Below are 21,397 nucleotides of genomic sequence, written 5' to 3'. Positions count from 1 at the left end.
TTCACCGATATGGCCGGGACAGCAAACACGCGGGTTCCCTTCCCGGGCTCGCCCCGGCCGACCATCGGTATCGAGTGGGAGATCGCGCTCGTCGACAAGGTGACCCGCGATCTGTCGAATACCGCTGCGGCAGTGTTCGATTCGCTCGGTGATCTACACGCCTACGACGGCACACCGCAGGTCACCAAGGAATTGTTGCGCAACACAGTGGAACTCGTCACCGGTGTGCACAACACCGTCGGTGAGGCGGTCGAGGATCTGCGCGGCACCATGGACACGGTGCGCCGCGCGGCCGATCCGCTCGGTGTCGATCTGTTCTGTGCGGGCACCCATCCGTTCGCCCAGTGGTCGGCCCAACAGCTCACGCGCTCGGTGCATTACGACGAGCTGATCGATCGGACCCAGTGGTGGGGCCGCCAGATGATGATCTGGGGCGTGCACGTGCACGTCGGAGTCTCGCACCGCGAGAAGGTCTTTCCGATCCTGAACTCGCTGCTGCTGTCGTATCCGCATCTGCTGTCGCTGTCCGCGTCCTCGCCGATGTGGGCGGGCGCGGATACCGGCTACGCCAGCAACCGGACGTTGATGTTCCAGCAGCTGCCCACCGCCGGTCTGCCGTTCCAGTTCGAAAACTGGGCGCAGTTCGAGTGTTTCGTGCACGACCAGATGAAGACCGGGGTTTTCGAGCAGCTCGGCGGCATGCATTGGGATATCCGTCCCGCGCCGAAATGGGGCACCATCGAGGTGCGCGTCTGCGATGGCCTCTCGACTCGCGCCGAGCTGGCGGCGGTGGCCGCGCTCATCCACTGCCTGATCGTCGATCTCGATCAGCGCATCGATAACGGCGAAACGCTGCCGACCATTCCGCCGTGGCATGTCCAGGAGAACAAGTGGCGCGCGGCGCGCTACGGCTTGGACGCGATCATCATCGTGGACGACGACAGCAATGAGCGATTGGTCACCGATGATCTGATGGATCTGCTGCAGCGGCTGGAGCCGACGGCCAAGCGGCTCGGCTGTGCGGACGAACTCGCCTTCGTCGCGGAGATTCCGCAGCGCGGCGCGTCCTACCAGCGGCAGCGCAAGGTGGCCGCGAGCACCCAGGGCGACCTGGTCGCGGTGGTGGACGCCCTGGTCAAGGAGCTCGACCAGTAGGTTGAGGCTCGAACAGGTCGGCTGACGTTCAACTGGCCAGGGGGATGGCGTTCATATCCCGTTTACTATGGTCGACGTGCTTGTCGAAGATCCGGGACATCCCGTAGCGATTGCTCGCAGGTCGCGCGCAAAGGTCGGCGGTGGCAGTGTCGCCGAACGGACGCGTGTGCCGCGATCTCGGATCTGGGTCGTAACCGCGATCGCGGCGGTGCCGGTACTGCTCATCGCCCTGCAGGTGGGATCGATCGGGCACGATTTCGAGGGCCCGCTCGGCAGCCTGTGGCACGACTACGTCGGCACGCCGAAATCCATGTCCGTGCCATGGGCCGGACTGATTCTGGCCCTGGTCGGCATCTCGCAGCGCCGCCGGATGATCGCAGTCGGTATCGCGGCCGGAATCGACGCGGTGTGGGCGAGCATTCGACTGCTGAGCGGCGAATCGTTCGCCATCGGCAACGGGCCGACGCTCGTGCTCACCGGCTTGGCGCTGGTCGCCGGGTTCCGCTGGAGCGGGGCGCAGCGGCGCAACGCACTGCACGCCGCCGCCCTCGGCGCTCTGCTCGTCCTGGCCACCAAGGTCGGTGACGTGTGGCTGCACATCACGGTGGTCAGCCGTCCGCAGGTCTACGACATCTACGTGGCGCTGGCCGACCACGCGCTCGGTGATCCCTCCTGGGTGATGGGCCGGGTGGTGGACGCGCTGGGACCGGCCGTCTACGCGGTGCTGCACTGGGTCTATATCGAGCTTCCAGTGGCCGCGATAGTCGTCGCGGTATGGCAGTTGCGGCGGGTGGTGTCGACCGGCGTCTGGCCGACGCACTATCTGGTGCGCACCTTCCTGGTGCTCGGACTGCTCGGTCCGGTCATCTATGTGATCTTCCCGGTCGTCGGCCCGATGTTCGCCTTCGGCGCGGACGGCCACGGCCTGCAGGTGAGCAACTTCTGGCCCGGCGTCGTCCCCCCGATCGACCGCAACCCGGCGCCGCTGCCGTTCGACTCCTTCACCCCGCGCAACTGCATGCCCTCGATGCACACCGCATGGGCGCTTTCGGTCTTCGTGCACACCCGCTGCGACACCGATGGCTCCAAGGCCCCGCTGTGGCTGCGCAGCCTCGGCGCGTTCTGGCTGGTCGGCACCCTCACCGCGACCCTCGGCTTCGGCTATCACTACGGCGTCGACCTCGTTGCCGGCGCGGTGCTGTGCCTGACCATCGAATCCGCGCTGCGTGATCCCGAACGCGGCTGGGGCTGGTTCCGGGTGCGGCTGGTCTTGTTCGGCGCGGTGATCCTCACCACGCTGTTGCTCGCCTTCCGCTATCTCGCGGTCTCGATGGCCGAATACCCGGTGCTGGCGGGGACGATTGTGCTCGCGGTGCTGGCCGCGATGGCCGCGGCGTTCCACGCGACGTGGTTCGCGGGAGCGCAGGAGACGGTGGCGGTGGATGAGACTCCGGTGCTGTCGACCCGGTCCTGACCGGCTTCCCTGCCCTCAAAGGTTGTCGTCGCGAAGCTCGTTGACGCGCAGCAGTCCATCGCGATAGCGCTGTTCGCGGTAGGCGGTGCGCCCGATCAGATGGGCGACCACCGGCGCGGTCACCAGGGTGAACAGGCCGACCAGGAAGAGCAACCAGATGTTGCCGTGGCCGCCGAGTTGGATAGCCGCACCCTCCAGTACCAGGATCAGCCCGACCACTTGGGGTTTGGTGGCGGCGTGCATGCGCGAGAGGGTGTCGGGGAAGCGCACGATGGCGATCGACGCGGTCAGGGCGAGCGTCGCGCCGGTCAGGATGAGGACGCCGGAGGCCACCTGCCACAGGTTCATACGTCGTCCCTGACTCGGAAGCGGGAGACCGCGGCGGAGCCGAGGAAGCCGACCAGCGCCAGCGCGACGATGGCGGGCACGACCGTGGTGTCGTCACTGTAGGCGGCCCAGACCGCGAGCCCGGATGCGGCGATGGCCATCAGCGAGTCGATGCCGACGACGCGGTCCAGGGTGCTCGGTCCGGCGAGGATGCGGTAGCTGACGATCACGCCGGCGGCCATCAGCATGATGCCCGCCACGATGGCGACGACGGTCATGGGTTCACCTCCGGGTTGGCAGTAGTTCTGGTCGAACGCCATTCGGCGGGGCGCTCGAATGCCGAGATGAGCAGCCGTTCCAGGCGTCGGGTGGTCCGGTAGAACGTGTCGACCGCCGCCTCGCTGCTCACATCCAGGACGTGCACGTAGAAGACACAGCGCTCGCGGTCGATCTCGAGCACCATCGTGCCCGGAATCAGATTGAGCACATCGGCGCACAACACCAGCACCAGATCGGATTTCATGCTCATATTCACCCGCAGCACACCGGAGACCGGCGGCGGTGCGGGGCGGATCGCGAACCAGGCCACCTGCAGACTGGATTCGAGCGCGTAATACGAACTGACGACGATCAATTCGGCAAGTGCCAGTGGATGCAGCCGCCCGGACACGGGTACCCGGGGCAGCGGCAAGGTCAGCATGATCAGTGTGCCGACCCCGAGACCGGCCACCAGATTGCCCACACTGAGATCGCCCCAGAGCGTCAACCACACGATCGTGAGCCACAACAGCACGCCGACGCGTACGGCCGACGCTCGGCCCGGCAGCCATTTTCGCGTCGGGCTCATTTCGCCCCCTTACTCGCCACGGGATGATCGGCATCCGAATGACCGAGCACCGCACCGATATACACCGCGGGATCGCTCAGGTCGGTCGCCGCGCGATCCGCGATGCGCAGGATCGGTCCGGCGAAGACGGTGAGGCAGAGCCCGACCACCACCAGCGCCGTCGTCGACAGCACCATCAGCAGCGGCATCCGTCCGGGATCGGTTCGCTCGTCATAGAGCACATCGGTCGAATCCTCCACCAGCGTCGGCGGTTTCGCCGCGGTGAGATGTCCCTCCGGCGCTTCGGTGCGCGGCCGCCAGAACGCCTTGCTCCACACGCGCGCGACGGCATACAGCGTGAGCAGACTGGTCACCACCGAACCCGCCACCAGTACCCAGGCCAGCACACGGCCGTCGGCCGCGCCCGCCTGCAGCAGCGCGACCTTGCCGATGAATCCCGAGAATGGCGGTATACCACCGAGATTCAGCGCGGGCACCAGGAACAGCACGGCCAGTAGCGGACTCGCCGCGGCCAAACCGCCGAGCCTGCGCAGCGACACCGATCCGGCCTGCCGCTCGATCAGCCCGACCACCAGGAACAGCGAGGTCTGCACCAGAATGTGGTGCGCCACATAGAACACCGCGCCGGCGAGCCCAGCGGCGCTGCCGAGTCCGATGCCGAAGACCATGTATCCGATGTGACTGACCAGAGTGAACGAGAGCAGCCGTCGGATATCGCTCTGCGCGATCGCGCCGAAGATACCGATCAGCATGGTGAGCAGACCGCAGACCAGCAGGATGTTGTCGAAGCCGCCATCGGGGAACAGCAGGGTATGCGTCCGGATGATCGCGTACACGCCGACTTTCGTCAGCAGGCCCGCGAAGACGGCGGTCACCGGCGCGGGTGCGGTGGGGTAGGAGTCGGGCAGCCAGTTCGATAGCGGGAACACCGCCGCCTTGATGCCGAAGGCCACCAGCAGCACCGCGTAGACGGCCATCCGAATACCGTTGGGCACCTCGCCCATGCGCACCGCGAGCTGGGCCAGATTCAGCGTTCCGGTGGCCGCGTAGGCCAGCGCGATGCCGGTCAGGAAGATCAGCGACGACACCATCGAGACCATCACATACGCGATGCCGGCCCGGATCCTGTCCGCGGTCGCGCCGACGGTGAGCAGCACAAACGATGCGGCGAGCAGGATTTCGAAGCCGACGAACAGGTTGAACAGATCGCCCGCCAGGAACGCGGCCGAAACACCGGCGGTCAGCACGAGATAGGTGGGCCGATAGATCGAGGTCGGCTGGCGGTCGTCACCGTCGCGAATGTTCTGGCCTGCAGCGTAGGTCGAGACCGCGAGCAGCACGATCGAGGAGACGAGCAGCATGGTCGCGGAGAGCCGGTCGACTACGAGTGTGATGCCGATCGGGGTGCCCCAGCCGCCGACCTGGAGCGCGGTGGTGCCATCGCGATCGACCAGATAGAGCAGCAGCGCGCAGATGACGACCACGGCGGCCAGCAGGACCAACATGACCAGACGCTGGATGCGCGGCTGGCGCCCGAAGACCAGCGTGCCTGCGGCCCCGAGCAACGGCACCAGGACCGGCAGCGGTGCCAGTGTGGGCAGCAGATCACTCAACGTTCCGGATCCTCTCCCTCGCGCCGGGTGGCGACCTCGACGTCCTCCGGGTCGTTCTGCACGTCCTCGGTGGTGGTGAGGATGTAGGAGCGGTAGGCGAGGGCGAGCACGAAAGCCGCCAGTCCCATGGTGATCACGATCGCGGTGAGCACCATCGCCTGTGCGAGCGGATCGGCCGTTTCGGCACCCGTGTGCTCGGCCTCGCCGCGGATCGGCGGCCGGCCACCGCGACCGCCGACGGTGAGGATCAGCAGATTCACCGCATTACCGAACAGGATCATGCCGAGCAGCATCTTCGAGACGGCACGTTCGAGGATCAGATACACCCCGCACGCGACGAGAATCCCGATCAGGATCAGCAGGGTCAGATTCGCACTCACTGGAATCCTCCTCGTACCGAGTCGGATGCGTCGCCATCGGTGCTGGCCAGTTCGCTGTCCAGGCGGGCGCCGAGGCTGCGCAGCACGTCCAGGACCAGCCCGACCACGATGAGATAGACGCCGAGATCGAAGAACAGCGCGGTGACCACCTTGACGTGCCCGATCACCGGCAGCGTCACCGCAACGGTCGCCGAGGACAGCGGCGGCGCGCCCAGTACCAGCGAGCTGGCCGCGGTCCCGGCGGCCAGCGCCAGCCCGGCGCCGAGCAGATGTCCGGCGTCGACGGGCAGCGCCTCGCCGAGTTCGTAGCGGCCGCCCGCGAGATAACGCAGCGTCAGCGCGAGCCCGGCCGTGAGCCCACCCGCGAATCCGCCGCCGGGGGCATTGTGGCCGGAGAAGAAGAAGTACACCGAGAGCACCATGATGGTCGGGAAGACCAGCCGGGTGGTGATCTGCAGGACCATCGACCGGTCGCGCCGATCCACCAACCTGCCCGCGGGCAGCCAGCTCACCAGGTCCGGGTCGTAGTTCGGGGCGTCCACCGCGCGCGGCGCGCTGCCGAAGCGCCGACTACGGAACACCAGCGACGCGACACCGGTCGCCGCGACGACGAGTACCGAGATCTCGCCCAGGGTGTCCCAGGCCCGGATATCGACGAGCAGGACATTGACCGCGTTCTTGCCGCCGCCGAATGTGTATGCGGCATCGGGGATCAGGTGCCAGATGGGCTCGGCCGAACGCGCGGTGACGGCGAAGGCGGCCAGCACCGCGACCGTCGCGCCGACCAGCGCGGACAGGATCGCGCGACGCACTTTGAATGCGGTCTTGCGGCTTTCTTCGATCTCGGCGGGGAAGGCACGCAGTACCAGCACGAAGATCACCAAAGTCAGTGTCTCGACCAGGAATTGGGTGAGTGCCAGATCGGGTGCGCCGTGCAGCGCGAAGATCACACCGCAGCCGTAACCGGTGACGCCGACGACCAGAACGCTGGCCAACCGGTTGCGCAGGACGGTCGCGCAGAGCGCCATGGCGATCATGATCGCGCCGATGGCGGCCTGGAACGGCGAATCCCACAGGCGCAGGCGGATTCCGGTGCGGGTGCCGACCGCGAGCAGCACCGTCGGCAGCAGAATCAGCGTCACCAGGATCGTCGCTTGACTCAACGGCAGTGAGCCGCGCTGCACCGCGCCGGTCATCCGCAGCGACAGCCGGTCCATGGCGCGCAGGGTGGCATCGTAGGCGCGGTCGGCATTGCCGAGCAGCGTCGCGGACTCACCGATACGGGCGCGCAGCTGGAACAGCACGATGCCCACACCGATGATCAGAATCGTCAGCGCCAGTGGGAGATCGAATCCGTGCCAGCGCGCCAGATGTGAATCGAGCACGCCCGGAAGGGTTTTCGCATATGGATTCAGCAGTGAGTCCATCCATGGTGCGGCCAGGCCCGCGACCAGGCTCCCCACCGCCAGCACTGCGGGCGCGGCCGAGAACAGCGCTCCCGGCGCATGCCAATGATCTGCCGTCTGGTCCCGATCCCCGCCATCCACGTGACGTGGCGACAGATCTTTGTCCGCGAAGGCTCCCCACACGAACCGGGCGCTGTAGCCGACCGTCAGCATCGATCCGAGCACCACCCCCGCGGCCAACGCGACCCTCGCGGGGTCGGCGAGGATATCCGCATCCAGCACCGCGCCCAGCGCACTCTCCTTGCCGACGAACCCGAGCATCGGCGGTATCCCGGCCATGCTGAGCGCGGCCAGCACCGCGACCCCGCACAACACCGGCGCTTTCCGCCCGAGCCCCGACAACTCCCGCAGATCGCGCGTCCCGGCCCCGTGGTCGATGATCCCGACCACCATGAACAGGCAGGCCTTGAAGAACGCGTGCGCGACGATCAGCGTCGCCCCGGCCAGCGCCGCATCCGGAGTGCCGAGCCCGACCAGCAGGATCAGAAAACCCAACTGACTCACCGTGCCGAAGGCGAGCACCAGCTTCAGATCGGTCACTTGCAGCGATCGCAATCCGGCGAGCACCATCGACGCCACGCCGAGGGTGAGGATCAGCGGATGCCAGGCCGGGCTGCTCGCGAACACCGGAGCGAGGCGGGCCACCAGATACACCCCCGCCTTCACCATGGCCGCCGCGTGCAGATACGCGCTGACCGGTGTCGGCGCGGCCATCGCACCCGGCAACCAGAAGTGCAGCGGCACGATCGCCGATTTGCTCAGCGCCCCGATCAGCAGCAGCGCCACCGCGACGTCGACCGCGACGCCCGTCGGCGGTGCCGCCAGCAGATCCGACAGCAGATAGCTGCCGCTCACCTGACCGAGGATGACGATCCCGACCAGCATCGCCAGTCCGCCCGCGCCGGTCACCAGCAGCGCCTGGATCGCGGCCCGGCGACTGACCGCCTGCTCGGCATTGTGGCCGACCAACAGGAACGACAGCACCGTCGTCATTTCCCAGAATACGAAGAGCAGCAACATATTGTCGCTGGTCACCAAGCCGAACATGGCACCGGCAAAGGCGACCAGCTGCGCCGCGAACACCCCCAGCCGCGGCTCGTCGTCCTCGAAATACCGGGCGCAGTAGGCCAGAATCAGCGTGCCGATGCCGAGCACCAGCGCCGACATGATCGCGGCCAGCGAGTCGAAGCGCAGGTCGATATTCATCCCGATACTCGGTGCCCAGCTGACCCGAACCCGCTGTGTACTACTCCAATTCGCGATCACCCAGCCGAGGCAGCCGAACGGTACCAGCGCGAGCACGTAGAAACCGTTGCGCCCCAACGCCCACACGCACAAGGGTGCCGCCAGGGCGGCTATCGCGAGCGCGAGCAGGATTACGAGCAAACTGCACTCCGTCGAGTCGGTGCGGCGGGGTGATTCCGAATGATCTTACGCGGAGCCTGGGGCTTCCATCGGGCGAGCGGGTATGGCGTCGGCCATGTTCGCACGATCTGGCTATATGTCCGCTAACGTTTCGCCTTCGACGGGTCGATCCGGTTTCGGTCGGTTGCGCGGCCGGAATCGGCGCAGCACCGCCAAACCGATGGCCGAGCCGATGGTGATCGCGAGCGCGGTCCGGCTCGCCATCCCGGTGTTGTCGACCCCCTCGTTCGTCGACCAATCGTCGCCTTTGTGCGGCAATGCGGTAATGATCGACGGCAGATACAGCGCCGAGATGGCCAGCACCCCGCTCGGGGCGTAACGGGGGCGGGCGGCGCCGCAGCAGTAACCGGCCGTCAAGGCGAGCGTGGCGGTGCCTGCCGCGATCAGATAGCGGTGGTCGTGTGCGGATTTCACCATCGCGAAGACGGTGAGCCCGGCGATCAGCAAGCTGGCGAGGAACATCGAGGGCAGGCGGATCCCGATCAACAGCCCGACGGCGGTGGGCACGATCAGCGCGGCGACGCTCCAACCCGGCCGCGGGTCGCCGCCGATGGCATCGGCGGCGGCGACCAGACTCACCGCGAGATACACCCCGGAACCGTCCCGGCCGGGCAGCAGCATGGCCGCGGCGGTGGCGGCGATGACGGTTGCGGCGACCGCCATGCCGATCTCGACGGCATGACTGACATTGGGCGCGTGCTGATACTGCCGCGCCAGCCATTCGGTAATGGCCAGGATCACCAGCGCCAGCACCATCGAGGCCAGGATCGGCGTCACCGGAAGTTCGACGGCCATCCGCGGCGGATGTGGCTCCTTGGGGCGCGACCGGTTGCGCAGGGTGCTGATGATGAGCAACACCACCGCGACACCGATGAGCCAGCGCGGTGGCGTCTCCAGCACCGAGTACGGGTCGTCATCGGAGATCTCCAACAGCTCGGCCAGGTCGCCGTAGACGAAGAAGCCCGCGCCGCCGATGGCGAATCCGGCCGCCGGACCAGGCCTGCGTAGCACCGCCGCGCCCAGTGCGCCGAGTAGCACGCCGGCCAGGACCGCATCCAGATAGTTCTGCGTCGTCAGCGTGTCGGCCGAGGAAACATGGCGTCCGGCAAAGTGATTGATATCCATGACGATCGCGCCGCACAGCGCCACCGCCCACGCCGCCACCGGTTTGCTGAAGGTGGTCACCAGCACGGCAACGGAAACGGCGACGATCACCCCGATCGCGGCCCCGCGCGGCACGCTGTTGTTGAGGCTGGCCATCCGATACGGCGAGCTGTCGGCGGTCCAACTGAAGTTGATCGGCAAGAACAGTGCGACGCCCGCGACCGCGGCCCCGAAGAAGGCCGTGGCCGTGTCGACCGCATTACCGATCTTGTGCACCTCGCCGAACTTACCCGTGGCCGCGCCGGGATCCAGTGATTGCGACCACATCGCCCGATCATGTCCATTTGCGCAAACCGCAGGAAGATGCCGATTATCGAGGTTTCAATTGATCGATAACAGCTATCAGTCTTGCTTTCGATGTGCGCCAGAGGGCTGCCCGCGGGTGCCGGGATCGGTCAGTCGTCGCCGGGCCGAACTCTGTGATCAGTACGGGATACTGCCGACCTGGAGCCCGTCGCTCATATACGACCAACAGGCCCGGTCCGTCGTGCGCGGATCGGGCCTGAATCATGTTCGGCCGCGCGTGTTTCCGATGGCGCCGATATCACGGCGGCCTAGCTCCTGACCAGCGGCGGCGCCGGACATTCGAACGCCACGGCATGTCCTCGTGTCGGACATATGGGCGAGCAATCTCGCCCTTATCCTCACAGTTATGGCCACGCGTGACGCCGCGATGCGGCTCCTGTCTCCGCTCGAGCGGCTGGTGGCTCATACATCCCTCGTCAGCACGGAGCCTTTCCTGGATCCCGGCCAGTTTTCGTGGCCGCGTCCGCTGGAGCAGAACTGGCGGACCATCCGAGCGGAGCTGGACTCTGTGCTGGTCCACTGCGATGACCTGCCTGCCTTTCATGAGATTTCCAGCGACGTGGCCGCGATCTCCGACGAACGTTGGCGCACCTTCTTCTTCTGCGCCTACGGCATCCGGTCGGAGGCCAACCGGGCCCGCTGCCCTCAGACCGCGGCGCTGCTCGACCAGGTACCGGGGCTCGTCACGGCGATGTTCTCCATCTTGACGCCCGGCAAACACATCCCGCCGCACCGCGGGCTGTGGAACGGGGTGCTGCGTTACCACCTGGGGCTGCGTGTCCCCGATCCACAGCGGTGCGGCATCCGGGTCGGCGGGCAGACGAGGCATTGGCGCGAGGGCGAAAGCCTGCTGTTCGATGACTCTTACGAGCACAGCGCCTGGAACGACGCCGACAGCACTCGTGTGGTGCTCTTCCTGGATGTGCGCCGCCCCTGCCGCTTTCCAGGGTCATGGGTCAATCACGCTGTTGTCGGGGCGGCGTCGATCTCACCGTTCGTACTGGACGCCGGGCGCAAGCACCGCGCTTGGGAACGCAACTTCACCGCCAGGGCCGGCGATACGAGTTGAGGCCTAGGCCGCCTCGACCACGGACTTGATCTTGTCGAGCGTCACCTTCATGCCACGCTCGAGCTCCGCCTCGAACGGCTGCTCACCGCCCATCGCGGCATTGATGGCCCGGCGGGAGAACCAACTGGTGCCATTGGGCACGTCGCGGCGCTCGATCAGCCGGGTGCCGGTGGCGGTCGGCTCCAGCGTGTAGCTCCAGATGCTGCGGTTCTCGTTGATGCGAAACGCGAAGGCCTGGTTGGGCTCATAACGCACGATGCGCGCGGTCGTCGGCCAGTACTTCTTGCCGTCGGTGTTGAGGTTGATCGTCCAGGTGCCCGCCTTCGGCGCACCGAGCGCGAGCATCCGCACGCACTGCGGGCTGAACTCTGGCATTCGCCGCAGATCGGAGACGACGGCCCACACCCGTTCGGGGGGCGCCGCGATGTCGATCGTGGCTTCGATATTTTTCGGCAACGCTGCCTCCGGGAAACTGCTGGCTGTTTCGAGCGGACTGCACGTAGTCGCTACGACTAGCACGACTCGACGATTCTTCAACATCCTAGTCAGCGACTGTTGGAAGACAAATGGGTCACTTTTTCGCGGTTTGTTCTCCGGGCGCTGTAATGCCGCGCGCACAATGTCGGATAGACGAAGCATCAGACACTGCCACAAGCTTTTCCGTCAAGCGTGAGGTGATCGGCCGTGAAACTGCGCTCGCTCCTACATCGTCGACATGCGGACCAGGTTCCGCTGCTTCCCGCTATAGAACCCGAAACCCCGCGGGGCACCGCCTCGCCACGCTCCGCGCACACGATCGCTCAGGAAGAACGACTCGAACGCCTGCTCACGCAGACCGAACTCGACTTGGTGCGCGAGCATCGGGTTTGACGAACGTTCCATACTCGATAGGTGACATCACCCGCTGCTACGAAGCCGGCCATTCTCAGCGTCGACGACGATCCAGGGGTCTCCCGTGCGGTCGTCCGCGACCTGCGCCGCCGTTATGGGGCCGATTACCGGATCCTGCGTGCGGAATCGGGTGCCGCCGCGCTCGACGCGCTGCGTGAGATGAAATTGCGCGGCCAGCCGGTCGCGGTGCTGATCGCCGATTACCGGATGCCGGGCATGGACGGCATCGAATTCCTGGAGCAGGCCATGGACCTGCACCCCTACGCGCGTCGCGTGCTGCTGACCGCCTATGCCGACACCAGCGCCGCGATCGACGCGATCAATGTCGTCGACCTGGACCACTACCTGCTCAAGCCGTGGGACCCGCCGGAGGAGAAGCTGTATCCGGTGCTCGACGGATTGCTGGAGGCCTGGCGCAGCAGCGAGCACCGGCCGGTGACCGAGACCAAGGTGGTCGGCAATCGCTGGTCGCCGCGGTCCTCGGAGGTGCGGGAATTCCTGGCGCGCAATCAGTTGCCCTACCGCTGGTACCTCGCCGAGGAGCCGGAGGGCGCCCGGCTGCTGGAGGCGGCGGGCGCCGATCCCAATGTCTGTCCGGTGGTGATCACCTCGACCGGCCGGGCACTGGTGCAGCCGAGCGACGGTGAACTCGCCGAGAGCGTCGGCCTCAACACCAATCCGACCGGCGACTTCTACGACCTCATCGTGGTCGGCGGCGGACCCGCCGGGCTCGGCGCGGCGGTTTACGGCGCGTCCGAGGGCCTGCGCACGGTACTGGTGGAGCGCACCGCGACCGGTGGACAGGCGGGGCAGAGTTCGCGGATCGAGAACTACTTGGGCTTCCCGGATGGCGTGTCCGGCGCGCAGCTGGCCGACCGGGCGCGGCGGCAGGCCGCCAAGTTCGGCGCCGAGGTGATCACCACCCGCGAAGTGGTCGGGCTCGAGGTGAACGGGTCCGCGCGCACCGTGCGGTTCGCCGACGGCGGACGGCTCTGCGCGCACACCGTGATCATCGCGACGGGTGTGGACTACCGGCGTCATCCCGCGCCGGGCGTCGACGACTTCACCGGGCGCGGTGTCTATTACGGCTCGGCCATGACCGAGGCCTCCGAATGCGCCGACCACGATGTCTACATCGTCGGCGGGGCGAATTCGGCGGGCCAGGCGGCGGTGTTCCTGTCCCGCAACGCGCGCATGGTGCATCTGGTGGTCCGCTCGGATTCACTGGAGAAGTCCATGTCGCACTATCTGATCCAGCAGATCGCGCAGATACCGAATATCCGCGTGCATACCAGTACCGAGGTGACCGCCGCCGACGGCGACGACCACCTGCAGCGGATCGTGCTGCGCAATAGCGAGGCCGGTACGGAAGAAAAAGCGGAGGCGGAACGGTTGTTCCTGTTCATCGGTGCCGCACCACAGACCGACTGGCTCGACGGCGTGGTCAAACGGGACGAGGCGGGCTATGTGCTCGCCGGTCCCGATCTGCTCGTCGACGGGATCAGGCCCGTGGGCTGGGAGCTACCCAGACCGCCGCACCACCTGGAGACCAGCGTCCCCGGGGTTTTCGTGGCGGGCGACGTACACGCCGATTCGGCGAAGCGGGTGGCCTCGGCAGTCGGCGAGGGTGCGATGGCGGTCATGCTCGTGCACCGCTACCTGGCGTGATAGGAGGCTGGACCATGAATTCGAAGGACACAGCGGATCGCCGCAGCCATTTGGTCTGCGATCCGGCGGAACTGCGCAGCCTCTTCCTCTTCGAAAAGCTCACCGACGAACAGGTGGAGCTGCTGTGCGCCGATGGCCGCATCGAGATCATCGAGCCGGGGCTGGTCTTCCGCGAGGGCGATGCGGCGACCTGCTTCTACGTGATGATCGACGGTGAGGTACAGCTCACCAAGTTGTCGGGCGGCACGGAGATCGAGACGACGCGCACCGACTACCGCGGCTCCTACGCGGGCGCGTGGACCGCCTACCTCGGCGACAAGGTCGACCAGACCTATAACGGCTCGATGTACGTGACCCGCAGGTCGCGGTTCTTCGTCCTCGACGCAGGCGCCTTCGCGCGGATGATGCACGACTGGTTCCCGATGGCCGTGCACCTGCTCGAGGGCGCTTTCTTCGGCAACCGCAAGAGCAATGAGCGGATCGCCCAGCGCGAACGCCTGCTGGCGCTCGGCTCACTGTCGGCCGGTCTGACCCACGAGCTGAACAACCCGGCCGCCGCCGCGGTGCGCGCCACCTCCGGTCTGCGCGACCGGATCGCGGGTATGCGGCACAAGCTGGCGATGATGGCGCAGGGCAAATTCGATACGGCGTCGCTGGAGGCGCTGGTGCGTCTGCAGGAGGAGGCCGCGGCCCAGGTCGCCAAGGCCCCCGAGCTCACCACGCTGGAGGCCTCCGAGCGCGAGGATCTGCTCAGCGAATGGCTGGACGATCATGGCATCGATGACAGCTGGAATCTGGCACCGAATTTCGTGCAGGCCGGTTTCGATATCGATTGGCTGGAAAGGGTTTCGGCCACCCTGGAGGACTGCCAGGAGCAGGTGTTCCAAGGTGCGATCCGGTGGCTGAACTACACCATCGAGACCGAACTGCTGATGAACGAGATCGCCGACTCGACCACGCGGATCTCCACATTGATCGGTGCGGCCAAACAGTATTCGCAGATGGACCGGGCGCCGTTCCAGGTGGTCGACATCCACGACCTGCTCGACAGCACGCTGGTGATGCTCAGCCGCAAGATCGGCGACGGCGTGCGGGTGGTCAAGGAGTACGACCGCACGCTGCCCCAGGTGCCCTGTTACGCGGCGGAATTGAACCAGGTGTGGACCAACCTGATCGACAACGCGGTCTACGCGATGCAGGGTCAGGGCACGCTGACCATCCGCACCCGGCACGAAAACGACTGCGCCGTCATCGAAATCGGCGATACCGGGCCGGGCGTGCCCGCCGCGACGCGCAGCCGCATCTTCGAACCGTTCTTCACCACCAAGCCGGTCGGCGAGGGTACCGGTCTGGGCCTGGACATTTCGTTCCGGATCGTGGTGAACAAGCACGGCGGCGATATCCAGCTCGACTCCGAGCCGGGCGATACGCGATTCACGGTATGGCTGCCGCTGCACCGTCCCGAGGAAGAAGGCACCGAGTCCGGCGACAATCAGGCGCAATCCGAAGCCAATGCAGGAGGTCAGTGATGACACAGGAGTTGGATGGCATCGACCCGGCGGTCGCGCCGAGCGGGACCGGCTGCGTGGAATGCGAAGCGAACCAAGGCTGGTGGGTGCACCTGCGCCGATGCGCGCAGTGCGGGCATATCGGCTGCTGTGACACCTCACCGGCGCAGCACGCCTCCAAGCACGCGAAGGAGAGCGGGCATCCGTTCATCCAGAGCTATGAGCCGGGCGAGGATTGGTTCTTCGACTTCCGCTCCGACGAGATGTACAGCGGCGGACCGGAACTCGCCCCGCCGCACCACCACCCGGCGGATCAGCCGACGCCCGGCCCGCGCGGCCGGGTGCCCGCCGACTGGCAGGCGCATATCCACTGATCATCAGGGATCGTCGTGGAGGCTCCATGACACCCACCCGATCCCACCCGGTACCCTGCACCGAACGCGCCGGAGATTTCGGCGCAGCGAGTCACCGGAGAACGCAAGTGATCAAGCGAGTTACCGCCATCGCCCTGGCCACCGGGGCGGTGGTCGTCGCGCTGGCCGGATGTGGCAGTTCGGACGATGCCGGCACCGATGCGAACGGTTTGCGCAAGGGCGCGACGGGTGCCAGTACGCCCGCTAGCACCACTTCCGCGACCGGCGCAGCGCCGACCACGGTCGCCGCCGCACCGACCACCACCAAGACCACGGCGAGTTACCCCTCGCTCGGCCCCGCCTCGAGCACCACCTGCGGTGAGTTCAAGAAGCTGGACAGCACCGAGGAGAAGGCGCTGATCGAGAAGGTGCTCACGGAGAATCCCGGCAGTGAGTTCGAGGGCAGCCCGAACGTCGCACTCGGTACCGCCAAACTCGTCTGCCTGGCCCCCACCTACGCCGATACCCCGGTCGCGGTGGCCGCCGGAATCGTCGAAAAGGACAAGTAGGGCCACGCTGCTCGGTCGCAGCACCAACTCTGCACATACACAGAACGCGCGTACACAGCGGGCAGGCGCTGTGTACGCGCGTTCTACTTATGGCGCGACGATCACGGCTGGCCGGTGGCGAACGCGATCACGGCGTCGAGGAACTCCTGGCCGCCCATGACGTATCCGCCGATCAGCGCACCGGCCGGGATGCTGATGATCCACAGGAAGGGGATGAAAGCCCCGATGACGGCACCGATGACGATGCCCGGCAGGTTCTTGTTGACCTGCTCCATGAGCCGGTCGTAGGAGCTGATGTCCTTCAGCCCCGCAATGTCCTTCACCTTCGCGGTGTCCGCCGGGGTCATCGTCGAAGTCAGCGCGAGGGTGTGGCCGTCCGCGCTGATCTGCTGGCTCACCGCGATCGGGAGCCCTGCGACCTCGGAGTGCAGCGGCACCTGGTCCACCGTCACGCCGTCGTTGGACTTCAGCAGCACTGCGGCACCGTCCGAGGCGAGCTCGAACCGGCCGCTGTCGACCGCCCAGGTGATGGTCTTATCCGTTGGGGAAACCGTTGTGTGGTAGCCGATTCCCTGCTCCACGCCCGAGGTGAACACGGCCTGCTCGATTGCCGCCGGTTGCGCGTGCGCGGTACCGCCGGCAATTCCCACTGCCGTAATGGCCATGACCGCGATTGCGCTGAACTTACCGAACTTCATTCTTTGAATCCCCTCCAAAATGATGGCCGTCCCATCTGGATCGGCCGCCGATGACGTTACAGCGTCCGCAAGTTGCTGGGGCACAAGGGTTTTAGCGTGATCACCCAGACATGCGTACCAATCGTCGCGGCGAAATGACTGGTCAGCGGCCTCGACAATGGCGGCACGTACAATCGGTGATACAGGTGACGTACTGACGACGTTTTCGGTTCCGTGAAAATGTTCACAATTTGTTTGCCGAGCGAAAGTTGCGAACCGGGGTGCGCATCGGTGGCGATTTTCCGGCCAACTGCGCCCGCGCGCGAGGCAGAATGGCACAGTGGCAGAACTTGCGCTCACCGCTCGACTGAATCCCTCCGCCGCCGACGCCCGGCGCGGGGTGGTCCGGCTGCATCCGGAGGCGCTGACCGCGCTCGGGCTGCGCGAGTGGGACGGGATCGCGCTGATCGGGTCGCGCCGGACCGCGGCGGTGGCCGGGGTCGCCCCGGCCGGCACGCCGGCCGGAGTGGCGCTGCTCGATGATGTGACGCTGTCCAACGCGGGTCTGCGCGAGGACGCGACGGTGGTGGTGTCCCCCGCGACCGTGTACGGCGCCAAGCAGATCTCGGTCAGCGGTTCGGTACATGCCACCAGGACCATTCCGGCGGCGACGCTGCGGCAGGCGCTGCTCGGCAAGGTGGTGACGGTGGGCGACGCGGTTTCGCTGCTCCCGCGCGACCTCGGCCCCGATATCAGCTCTTCGGCTGCCACCCAAGCACTTTCGCGCACCTTCGGCATCGCGTGGACCACCGAACTGCTGACCGTCACCACGACCGATCCGACGCGCGGTCCGGTGAGTGTGCAGCCGAATACCGCGGTGGTCTGGGGCGCGGGTGCGGTCGCGGCCCGGGATTCCGCCGATCGGGCGGCGGCCGGCATCCCGATCCCCGCCGGTGAGGCCTCGCGCGGCGTCACCGAAGCGGCGGCGCTGCAGACCATGGCCGGGACCGACGCGGCGGGCGAGGGCTGGAGCGCGACGGTCGGCGAAGTCGCCATTCCCGTCGAGGACCTGGCGGGTGCGCACGGGCAGGCCGCGAAACTCCAGGAATGGCTCAGCCTCGCGCTCGATGAACCCGAACTGCTGAAAACCCTTGGTGCCACACCACATCTCGGAGTTCTGATCACCGGTCCCGCCGGCGTGGGCAAGGCAACCCTGGCGCGCGCGGCCACCGCGCCCCGTCGCATCGTCGAGCTGGACGGACCGACGGTCGGCGCGGCCGAAAGCGGTGCGCGACTGCGTGAGGTCGCCGCCGCGGTGGCCGAAATCGGTTCCGGTCGGGGTGGAATCCTGCTCGTCACCGATATCGACGCGCTGCTGCCCGCGCAGGCCGAGCCGGTCGCCACCCTCATCCTGGACCAGCTGCGCGCGGCGGTCTTCGAACCCTGCCTCGCATTCCTGGCGACCACCGCACATCCGGCCGGTATCGATCCGCGGCTGCGCGCACCCGATCTCTGCGATCGCGAACTCGCCCTGGCACTGCCGACCGCGGCGGTGCGCAAGGCGCTGCTCGAGCAGTTGCTGCGCAAGGTGCCGACCAACGATCTCAAGCTCGACGAGATCACCTCGCGCACACCAGGATTCGTGGTCTCCGATCTCGCCGCACTGTGTCGGGAGGCGGCGCTGCGCGCGGCATCGCGGGCCAGCAAACAGCATTCGGAACCGGAGCTCACCCAGGACGATCTACTCGGCGCCACCGGCGTGATCCGGCCGCTATCGCGTTCCGGGACAGAGGAACTCGCGATCGGCAGCCTCAGCCTCGATGACGTCGGCGATATGATCCAAACCAAACAGGCGCTCACCGAAACCGTGCTCTGGCCGCTGCACCACCCGGATTCGTTCGCCCGCCTCGGTATCGATCCGCCGCGCGGCGTCCTGCTGTATGGCCCGCCGGGCTGCGGTAAGACCTTCCTGGTGCGCGCGTTGGCGGGTACCGGGCAGCTCAGCGTGCACGCGGTCAAGGGCGCGGAGCTGATGGACAAATGGGTCGGCGCGTCCGAGCGCGCGGTGCGCGAATTGTTCCAGCGCGCACGCGATTCCGCGCCCTCGCTGATCTTCCTGGACGAGGTGGACGCGCTCGCACCGCGCCGCGGTCAGAGCGGCGACTCCGGCGTTGGCGACCGCGTGGTCGCGGCACTGCTCACCGAACTCGACGGCGTGGAACCGCTGCGCGATGTGGTGGTGCTCGGCGCGACGAACCGGCCGGAGCTGATCGATCCCGCGCTGCTGCGCCCTGGCCGGTTGGAGCGCCTGATCTTCGTGCCGCCACCGGACGGCGACGCACGACTGGCGATCCTGAGCGCCGCAGGCAAGTCGGTGCCGCTCGCGGCGGATGTCGATCTCGCCGCGCTCGCCACCGACCTGGACGGTTACTCCGCCGCCGACTGCGCCGCGCTGCTGCGCGAGGCCGCGCTGGCCGCGATGCGCCGCGATGTGGACGCCGCCGATGTCACCGTGGGGGATGTGGCGGCGGCCAGGGCCGTGGTGCGACCGTCGCTCGACACCGATCAGGTCGAGTCGCTGCGCCGCTACGCCGACAACCGCGGATAGTCCTGCGGGGTGCGGTCGATCGCGAGGCCACCAGCCGTTGGGTGTGTTTCGCGGCCGCGGACCCCTATCAGGTGCGTAAGTTGCGAGTATGCAACCTATTACGCGTTATTCGGCGGCCATTATCGCCGTGCTCGGCTCGGCCTTGCTGATCACCGGCTGCGGTAAATCCGATTCCGCGCCCGAGCGCGAGGTCACGGTGGTCGGCACCGGCCAGGTGCGCGGCGTGCCGGACACCCTGAAGGCGGATCTCGGCGTCGAGGTGAACGCCGACAATGTCTCCACCGCGATCGCCGGCGCCAACGAAAAGGCCAAGGCGATGACCGACGCCATGGTTGCCGCCGGACTCGCCCGCGAGGATGTGCAGACCACCGACGTGTCCATCCAGCCGCAGTACAGTCCGGACGGACACGTCATCTCCGGCTACCAGGCCACCAACACGGTCCACATCGTGATCCGCGATCTGACCAAGAGTTCGGCGATCCTGGACGCCGGAACCAAGGCGGGCGGCAACAGCACTCGGATGCGCGGGGTGTCGTTCGCGATCGACGATGATTCGAAATTGCTCGCCGACGCTCGCTCGCGTGCCTTCGCCGACGCCAAGTCCCGCGCCGATCAGTACGCGGTGCTCGCCGGAATGAAGCTGGCGGACGTCATCACCATCAACGAGGCGAGCAGCCGCGACGACAGCACCCCGAAGGTCGGCGCCGCGGATTCGTTCCAGCTCGAGCCGGGCACCCAGACGGTGACCTTCACGGTGAAGGTCACCTGGGGCCTCGGCTAGTTACTGGAAGTTGGGCAGCGTGACGACCTGGGCGGCATAGGACAGACCCGCGCCGAAGGCGATCAGCAGCGCGGTATCGCCCGGCTTGGATTCGCCCTTGCGCAGCAGCGCCTCCATGGCCAGCGGAATCGAGGCGGCCGAGGTATTGCCGGTCTCCTCGATATCGTTGGCCAGCGCGCAGTGCTCGGGCAGCTTCAGCACCCGGGCCATGATCTCGATGATCCGCCCGTTGGCCTGGTGCGGGATCATCGCGTCCAGGTCATCGGTGGATAGGCCGGCGCGATCGATGGCGTCGCGGCAGACCTTCTCCAGCGAATGCGCGGCCCAGCGGAACACCGCCGTGCCTTCCATGGCGAGATACGGCCGGACCGCGTCCAGGCCCTTTTCCTCGATCTCCTCGAAGAATTCGATCCAGTCCTTGTCCTGCCGGATCGCGTGGTGCTGGGTGCCGTCCGAACCCCACACCGTCGGCCCGATGCGCTGCTCTTCGGACGGTCCGACCACCACCGCGCCCGCGCCATCGGCGAACAGGAATGCGGTGGAGCGGTCCTTCGGGTTGATGGTGTCGGTCAGTTTTTCGACGCCGATCACCAGCACATGTCCGGCGGTTCCGCCGCGCACCAGATCCGAGGCCAGGGCGAGCGCGTGACAGAAGCCCGCGCATCCGGCCGAGATATCGAACGCCGCCGTCCCGTTCATGCCCAGCTCGGTCGCGATCCGCGGCGCGGCCGCCGGCGTCAGCAAGAGGTGGGTGGACGTGGCGACGATGATGCAGTCGACCTGATCGACCTCGATACCCGCGGATTCGAGCGCGCCGCGGGAAGCCGCGACGCTCATGCTCTGAATCGTCTCTTCCTTCGAGGCGAACCGCCGCGTCTTTATTCCGGACCTGGTGCGGATCCACTCGTCACTCGAGTCGATCGGCCCGGCCACCTCGTCGTTGGTGACGATTCGAGCGGGGCGGTAAACGCCGAGCCCGAGGATCGCCGTGTGCTCCGCCCCTGTTGTCTGGGCGATTCGAGCAGCCATTGTGCGTCTCCTATGTACCTGCGGCGGCGCCGCCGGGTTGTACCCCGAAGCATCTAAATGAGTCCCTCATCGGCCCATCACCTACGT

General features: G+C 66.9%; 20 protein-coding genes. 9 read left to right on the top strand and 11 right to left on the bottom strand.

The features are described from left to right. The first annotated feature begins 9 nt into the window (after window positions 1-9). Together OG874_RS32045 and OG874_RS32040 are read left to right on the top strand one after the other, a co-directional pair. Window positions 10-1,155 (top strand): glutamate--cysteine ligase, encoded by a 1,146-nt coding sequence (locus OG874_RS32045; protein WP_330250813.1) that lies wholly within the window; start codon window positions 10-12, stop codon window positions 1,153-1,155. Between the two features lie 181 nt (window positions 1,156-1,336). Beyond that, window positions 1,337-2,629: a DUF5933 domain-containing protein gene (locus OG874_RS32040; protein WP_442943447.1), complete on the top strand. Its 1,293-nt coding sequence runs from the start codon at window positions 1,337-1,339 to the stop codon at window positions 2,627-2,629. Window positions 2,630-2,644: 15 nt separating this feature from the next. On the opposite strand, the gene mnhG is transcribed toward OG874_RS32040, so the two are convergent. The 7 genes from mnhG to OG874_RS32005 all read right to left on the bottom strand — a co-directional run bounded on the left by mnhG (window position 2,645) and on the right by OG874_RS32005 (window position 10,118). Then, window positions 2,645-2,977 carry a monovalent cation/H(+) antiporter subunit G gene (gene mnhG, locus OG874_RS32035; protein WP_330250811.1) on the bottom strand — a complete coding sequence of 111 codons (333 nt, stop codon included), beginning with the start codon at window positions 2,975-2,977 and terminating at the stop codon, window positions 2,645-2,647. Then, window positions 2,974-3,234 carry a monovalent cation/H+ antiporter complex subunit F gene (locus tag OG874_RS32030; protein WP_330250810.1) on the bottom strand — a complete coding sequence of 87 codons (261 nt, stop codon included), beginning with the start codon at window positions 3,232-3,234 and terminating at the stop codon, window positions 2,974-2,976. The genes mnhG and OG874_RS32030 overlap by 4 nt, the downstream gene beginning before the upstream one ends. Further along, a complete protein-coding gene (locus OG874_RS32025) occupies window positions 3,231-3,803 on the bottom strand; it encodes a Na+/H+ antiporter subunit E (protein WP_330250809.1) in 573 nt (190 codons plus the stop codon). Before OG874_RS32025 ends, OG874_RS32030 begins: the two co-directional genes overlap by 4 nt. Next, window positions 3,800-5,416, bottom strand: coding sequence for a Na+/H+ antiporter subunit D (locus tag OG874_RS32020; protein WP_330250808.1), 1,617 nt, complete (start codon window positions 5,414-5,416; stop codon window positions 3,800-3,802). The genes OG874_RS32025 and OG874_RS32020 overlap by 4 nt, the downstream gene beginning before the upstream one ends. Beyond that, window positions 5,413-5,796: a Na(+)/H(+) antiporter subunit C gene (locus OG874_RS32015; RefSeq protein WP_330250807.1), complete on the bottom strand. Its 384-nt coding sequence runs from the start codon at window positions 5,794-5,796 to the stop codon at window positions 5,413-5,415. Before OG874_RS32015 ends, OG874_RS32020 begins: the two co-directional genes overlap by 4 nt. Next, window positions 5,793-8,648, bottom strand: coding sequence for a Na+/H+ antiporter subunit A (locus tag OG874_RS32010; protein ID WP_330250806.1), 2,856 nt, complete (start codon window positions 8,646-8,648; stop codon window positions 5,793-5,795). The genes OG874_RS32015 and OG874_RS32010 overlap by 4 nt, the downstream gene beginning before the upstream one ends. A 111-nt stretch (window positions 8,649-8,759) precedes the next feature. Then, window positions 8,760-10,118 (bottom strand): hypothetical protein, encoded by a 1,359-nt coding sequence (locus tag OG874_RS32005; protein ID WP_330250805.1) that lies wholly within the window; start codon window positions 10,116-10,118, stop codon window positions 8,760-8,762. A gap of 385 nt (window positions 10,119-10,503) precedes the next feature. Here OG874_RS32005 and OG874_RS32000 point away from each other — a divergent pair, with 385 nt between their 5' ends. After that, a complete protein-coding gene (locus OG874_RS32000; protein ID WP_330250804.1) occupies window positions 10,504-11,226 on the top strand; it encodes an aspartyl/asparaginyl beta-hydroxylase domain-containing protein in 723 nt (240 codons plus the stop codon). A 3-nt stretch (window positions 11,227-11,229) separates the two neighbouring features. On the opposite strand, the gene OG874_RS31995 is transcribed toward OG874_RS32000, so the two are convergent. Further along, entirely contained in the window at window positions 11,230-11,682 is a 453-nt protein-coding gene (locus OG874_RS31995) for an SRPBCC family protein (protein ID WP_330250803.1), read from the bottom strand. Window positions 11,683-11,928: 246 nt separating this feature from the next. Then, complete coding sequence (locus tag OG874_RS31990; protein WP_330250802.1) at window positions 11,929-12,108, bottom strand: hypothetical protein; 180 nt, start codon at window positions 12,106-12,108, stop codon at window positions 11,929-11,931. A gap of 9 nt (window positions 12,109-12,117) precedes the next feature. Here OG874_RS31990 and OG874_RS31985 point away from each other — a divergent pair, with 9 nt between their 5' ends. The 4 genes from OG874_RS31985 to OG874_RS31970 all read left to right on the top strand — a co-directional run bounded on the left by OG874_RS31985 (window position 12,118) and on the right by OG874_RS31970 (window position 16,215). Next, window positions 12,118-13,785 (top strand): FAD-dependent oxidoreductase, encoded by a 1,668-nt coding sequence (locus OG874_RS31985; RefSeq protein WP_330250801.1) that lies wholly within the window; start codon window positions 12,118-12,120, stop codon window positions 13,783-13,785. Window positions 13,786-13,799: 14 nt separating this feature from the next. After that, window positions 13,800-15,314, top strand: coding sequence for an ATP-binding protein (locus OG874_RS31980; RefSeq protein ID WP_330250800.1), 1,515 nt, complete (start codon window positions 13,800-13,802; stop codon window positions 15,312-15,314). Beyond that, window positions 15,314-15,667, top strand: a complete 354-nt coding sequence (locus tag OG874_RS31975; protein WP_330250799.1) for a UBP-type zinc finger domain-containing protein — start codon at window positions 15,314-15,316, stop codon at window positions 15,665-15,667. Before OG874_RS31980 ends, OG874_RS31975 begins: the two co-directional genes overlap by 1 nt. Before the next feature lie 107 nt (window positions 15,668-15,774). After that, a complete protein-coding gene (locus OG874_RS31970) occupies window positions 15,775-16,215 on the top strand; it encodes a hypothetical protein (protein ID WP_330250798.1) in 441 nt (146 codons plus the stop codon). A gap of 101 nt (window positions 16,216-16,316) precedes the next feature. Here OG874_RS31970 and OG874_RS31965 read toward each other — a convergent pair whose 3' ends face one another. Further along, window positions 16,317-16,913: a hypothetical protein gene (locus OG874_RS31965; protein WP_330250797.1), complete on the bottom strand. Its 597-nt coding sequence runs from the start codon at window positions 16,911-16,913 to the stop codon at window positions 16,317-16,319. A 319-nt stretch (window positions 16,914-17,232) separates the two neighbouring features. Between OG874_RS31965 and OG874_RS31960 the strand changes: the two genes are divergently transcribed. Together OG874_RS31960 and OG874_RS31955 are read left to right on the top strand one after the other, a co-directional pair. After that, window positions 17,233-19,500 (top strand): AAA family ATPase, encoded by a 2,268-nt coding sequence (locus OG874_RS31960; RefSeq protein ID WP_330250796.1) that lies wholly within the window; start codon window positions 17,233-17,235, stop codon window positions 19,498-19,500. Window positions 19,501-19,588: 88 nt separating this feature from the next. After that, window positions 19,589-20,281 carry an SIMPL domain-containing protein gene (locus tag OG874_RS31955; protein ID WP_330250795.1) on the top strand — a complete coding sequence of 231 codons (693 nt, stop codon included), beginning with the start codon at window positions 19,589-19,591 and terminating at the stop codon, window positions 20,279-20,281. Here the strand turns inward: OG874_RS31955 and OG874_RS31950 are convergent, their stop codons facing one another. Then, on the bottom strand, window positions 20,282-21,310 hold the full coding sequence (locus tag OG874_RS31950; RefSeq protein ID WP_330250794.1) for a beta-ketoacyl-ACP synthase III: 1,029 nt from the start codon (window positions 21,308-21,310) through the stop codon (window positions 20,282-20,284). Between the last annotated feature and the right edge of the window lie 87 nt (window positions 21,311-21,397).

Source organism: Nocardia sp. NBC_00565 (assembly GCF_036345915.1).
Taxonomy (GTDB): domain Bacteria; phylum Actinomycetota; class Actinomycetes; order Mycobacteriales; family Mycobacteriaceae; genus Nocardia.
Note: the sequence above shows the minus strand (reverse complement) of the source record. Positions and strands in the feature narration are given on the sequence as shown.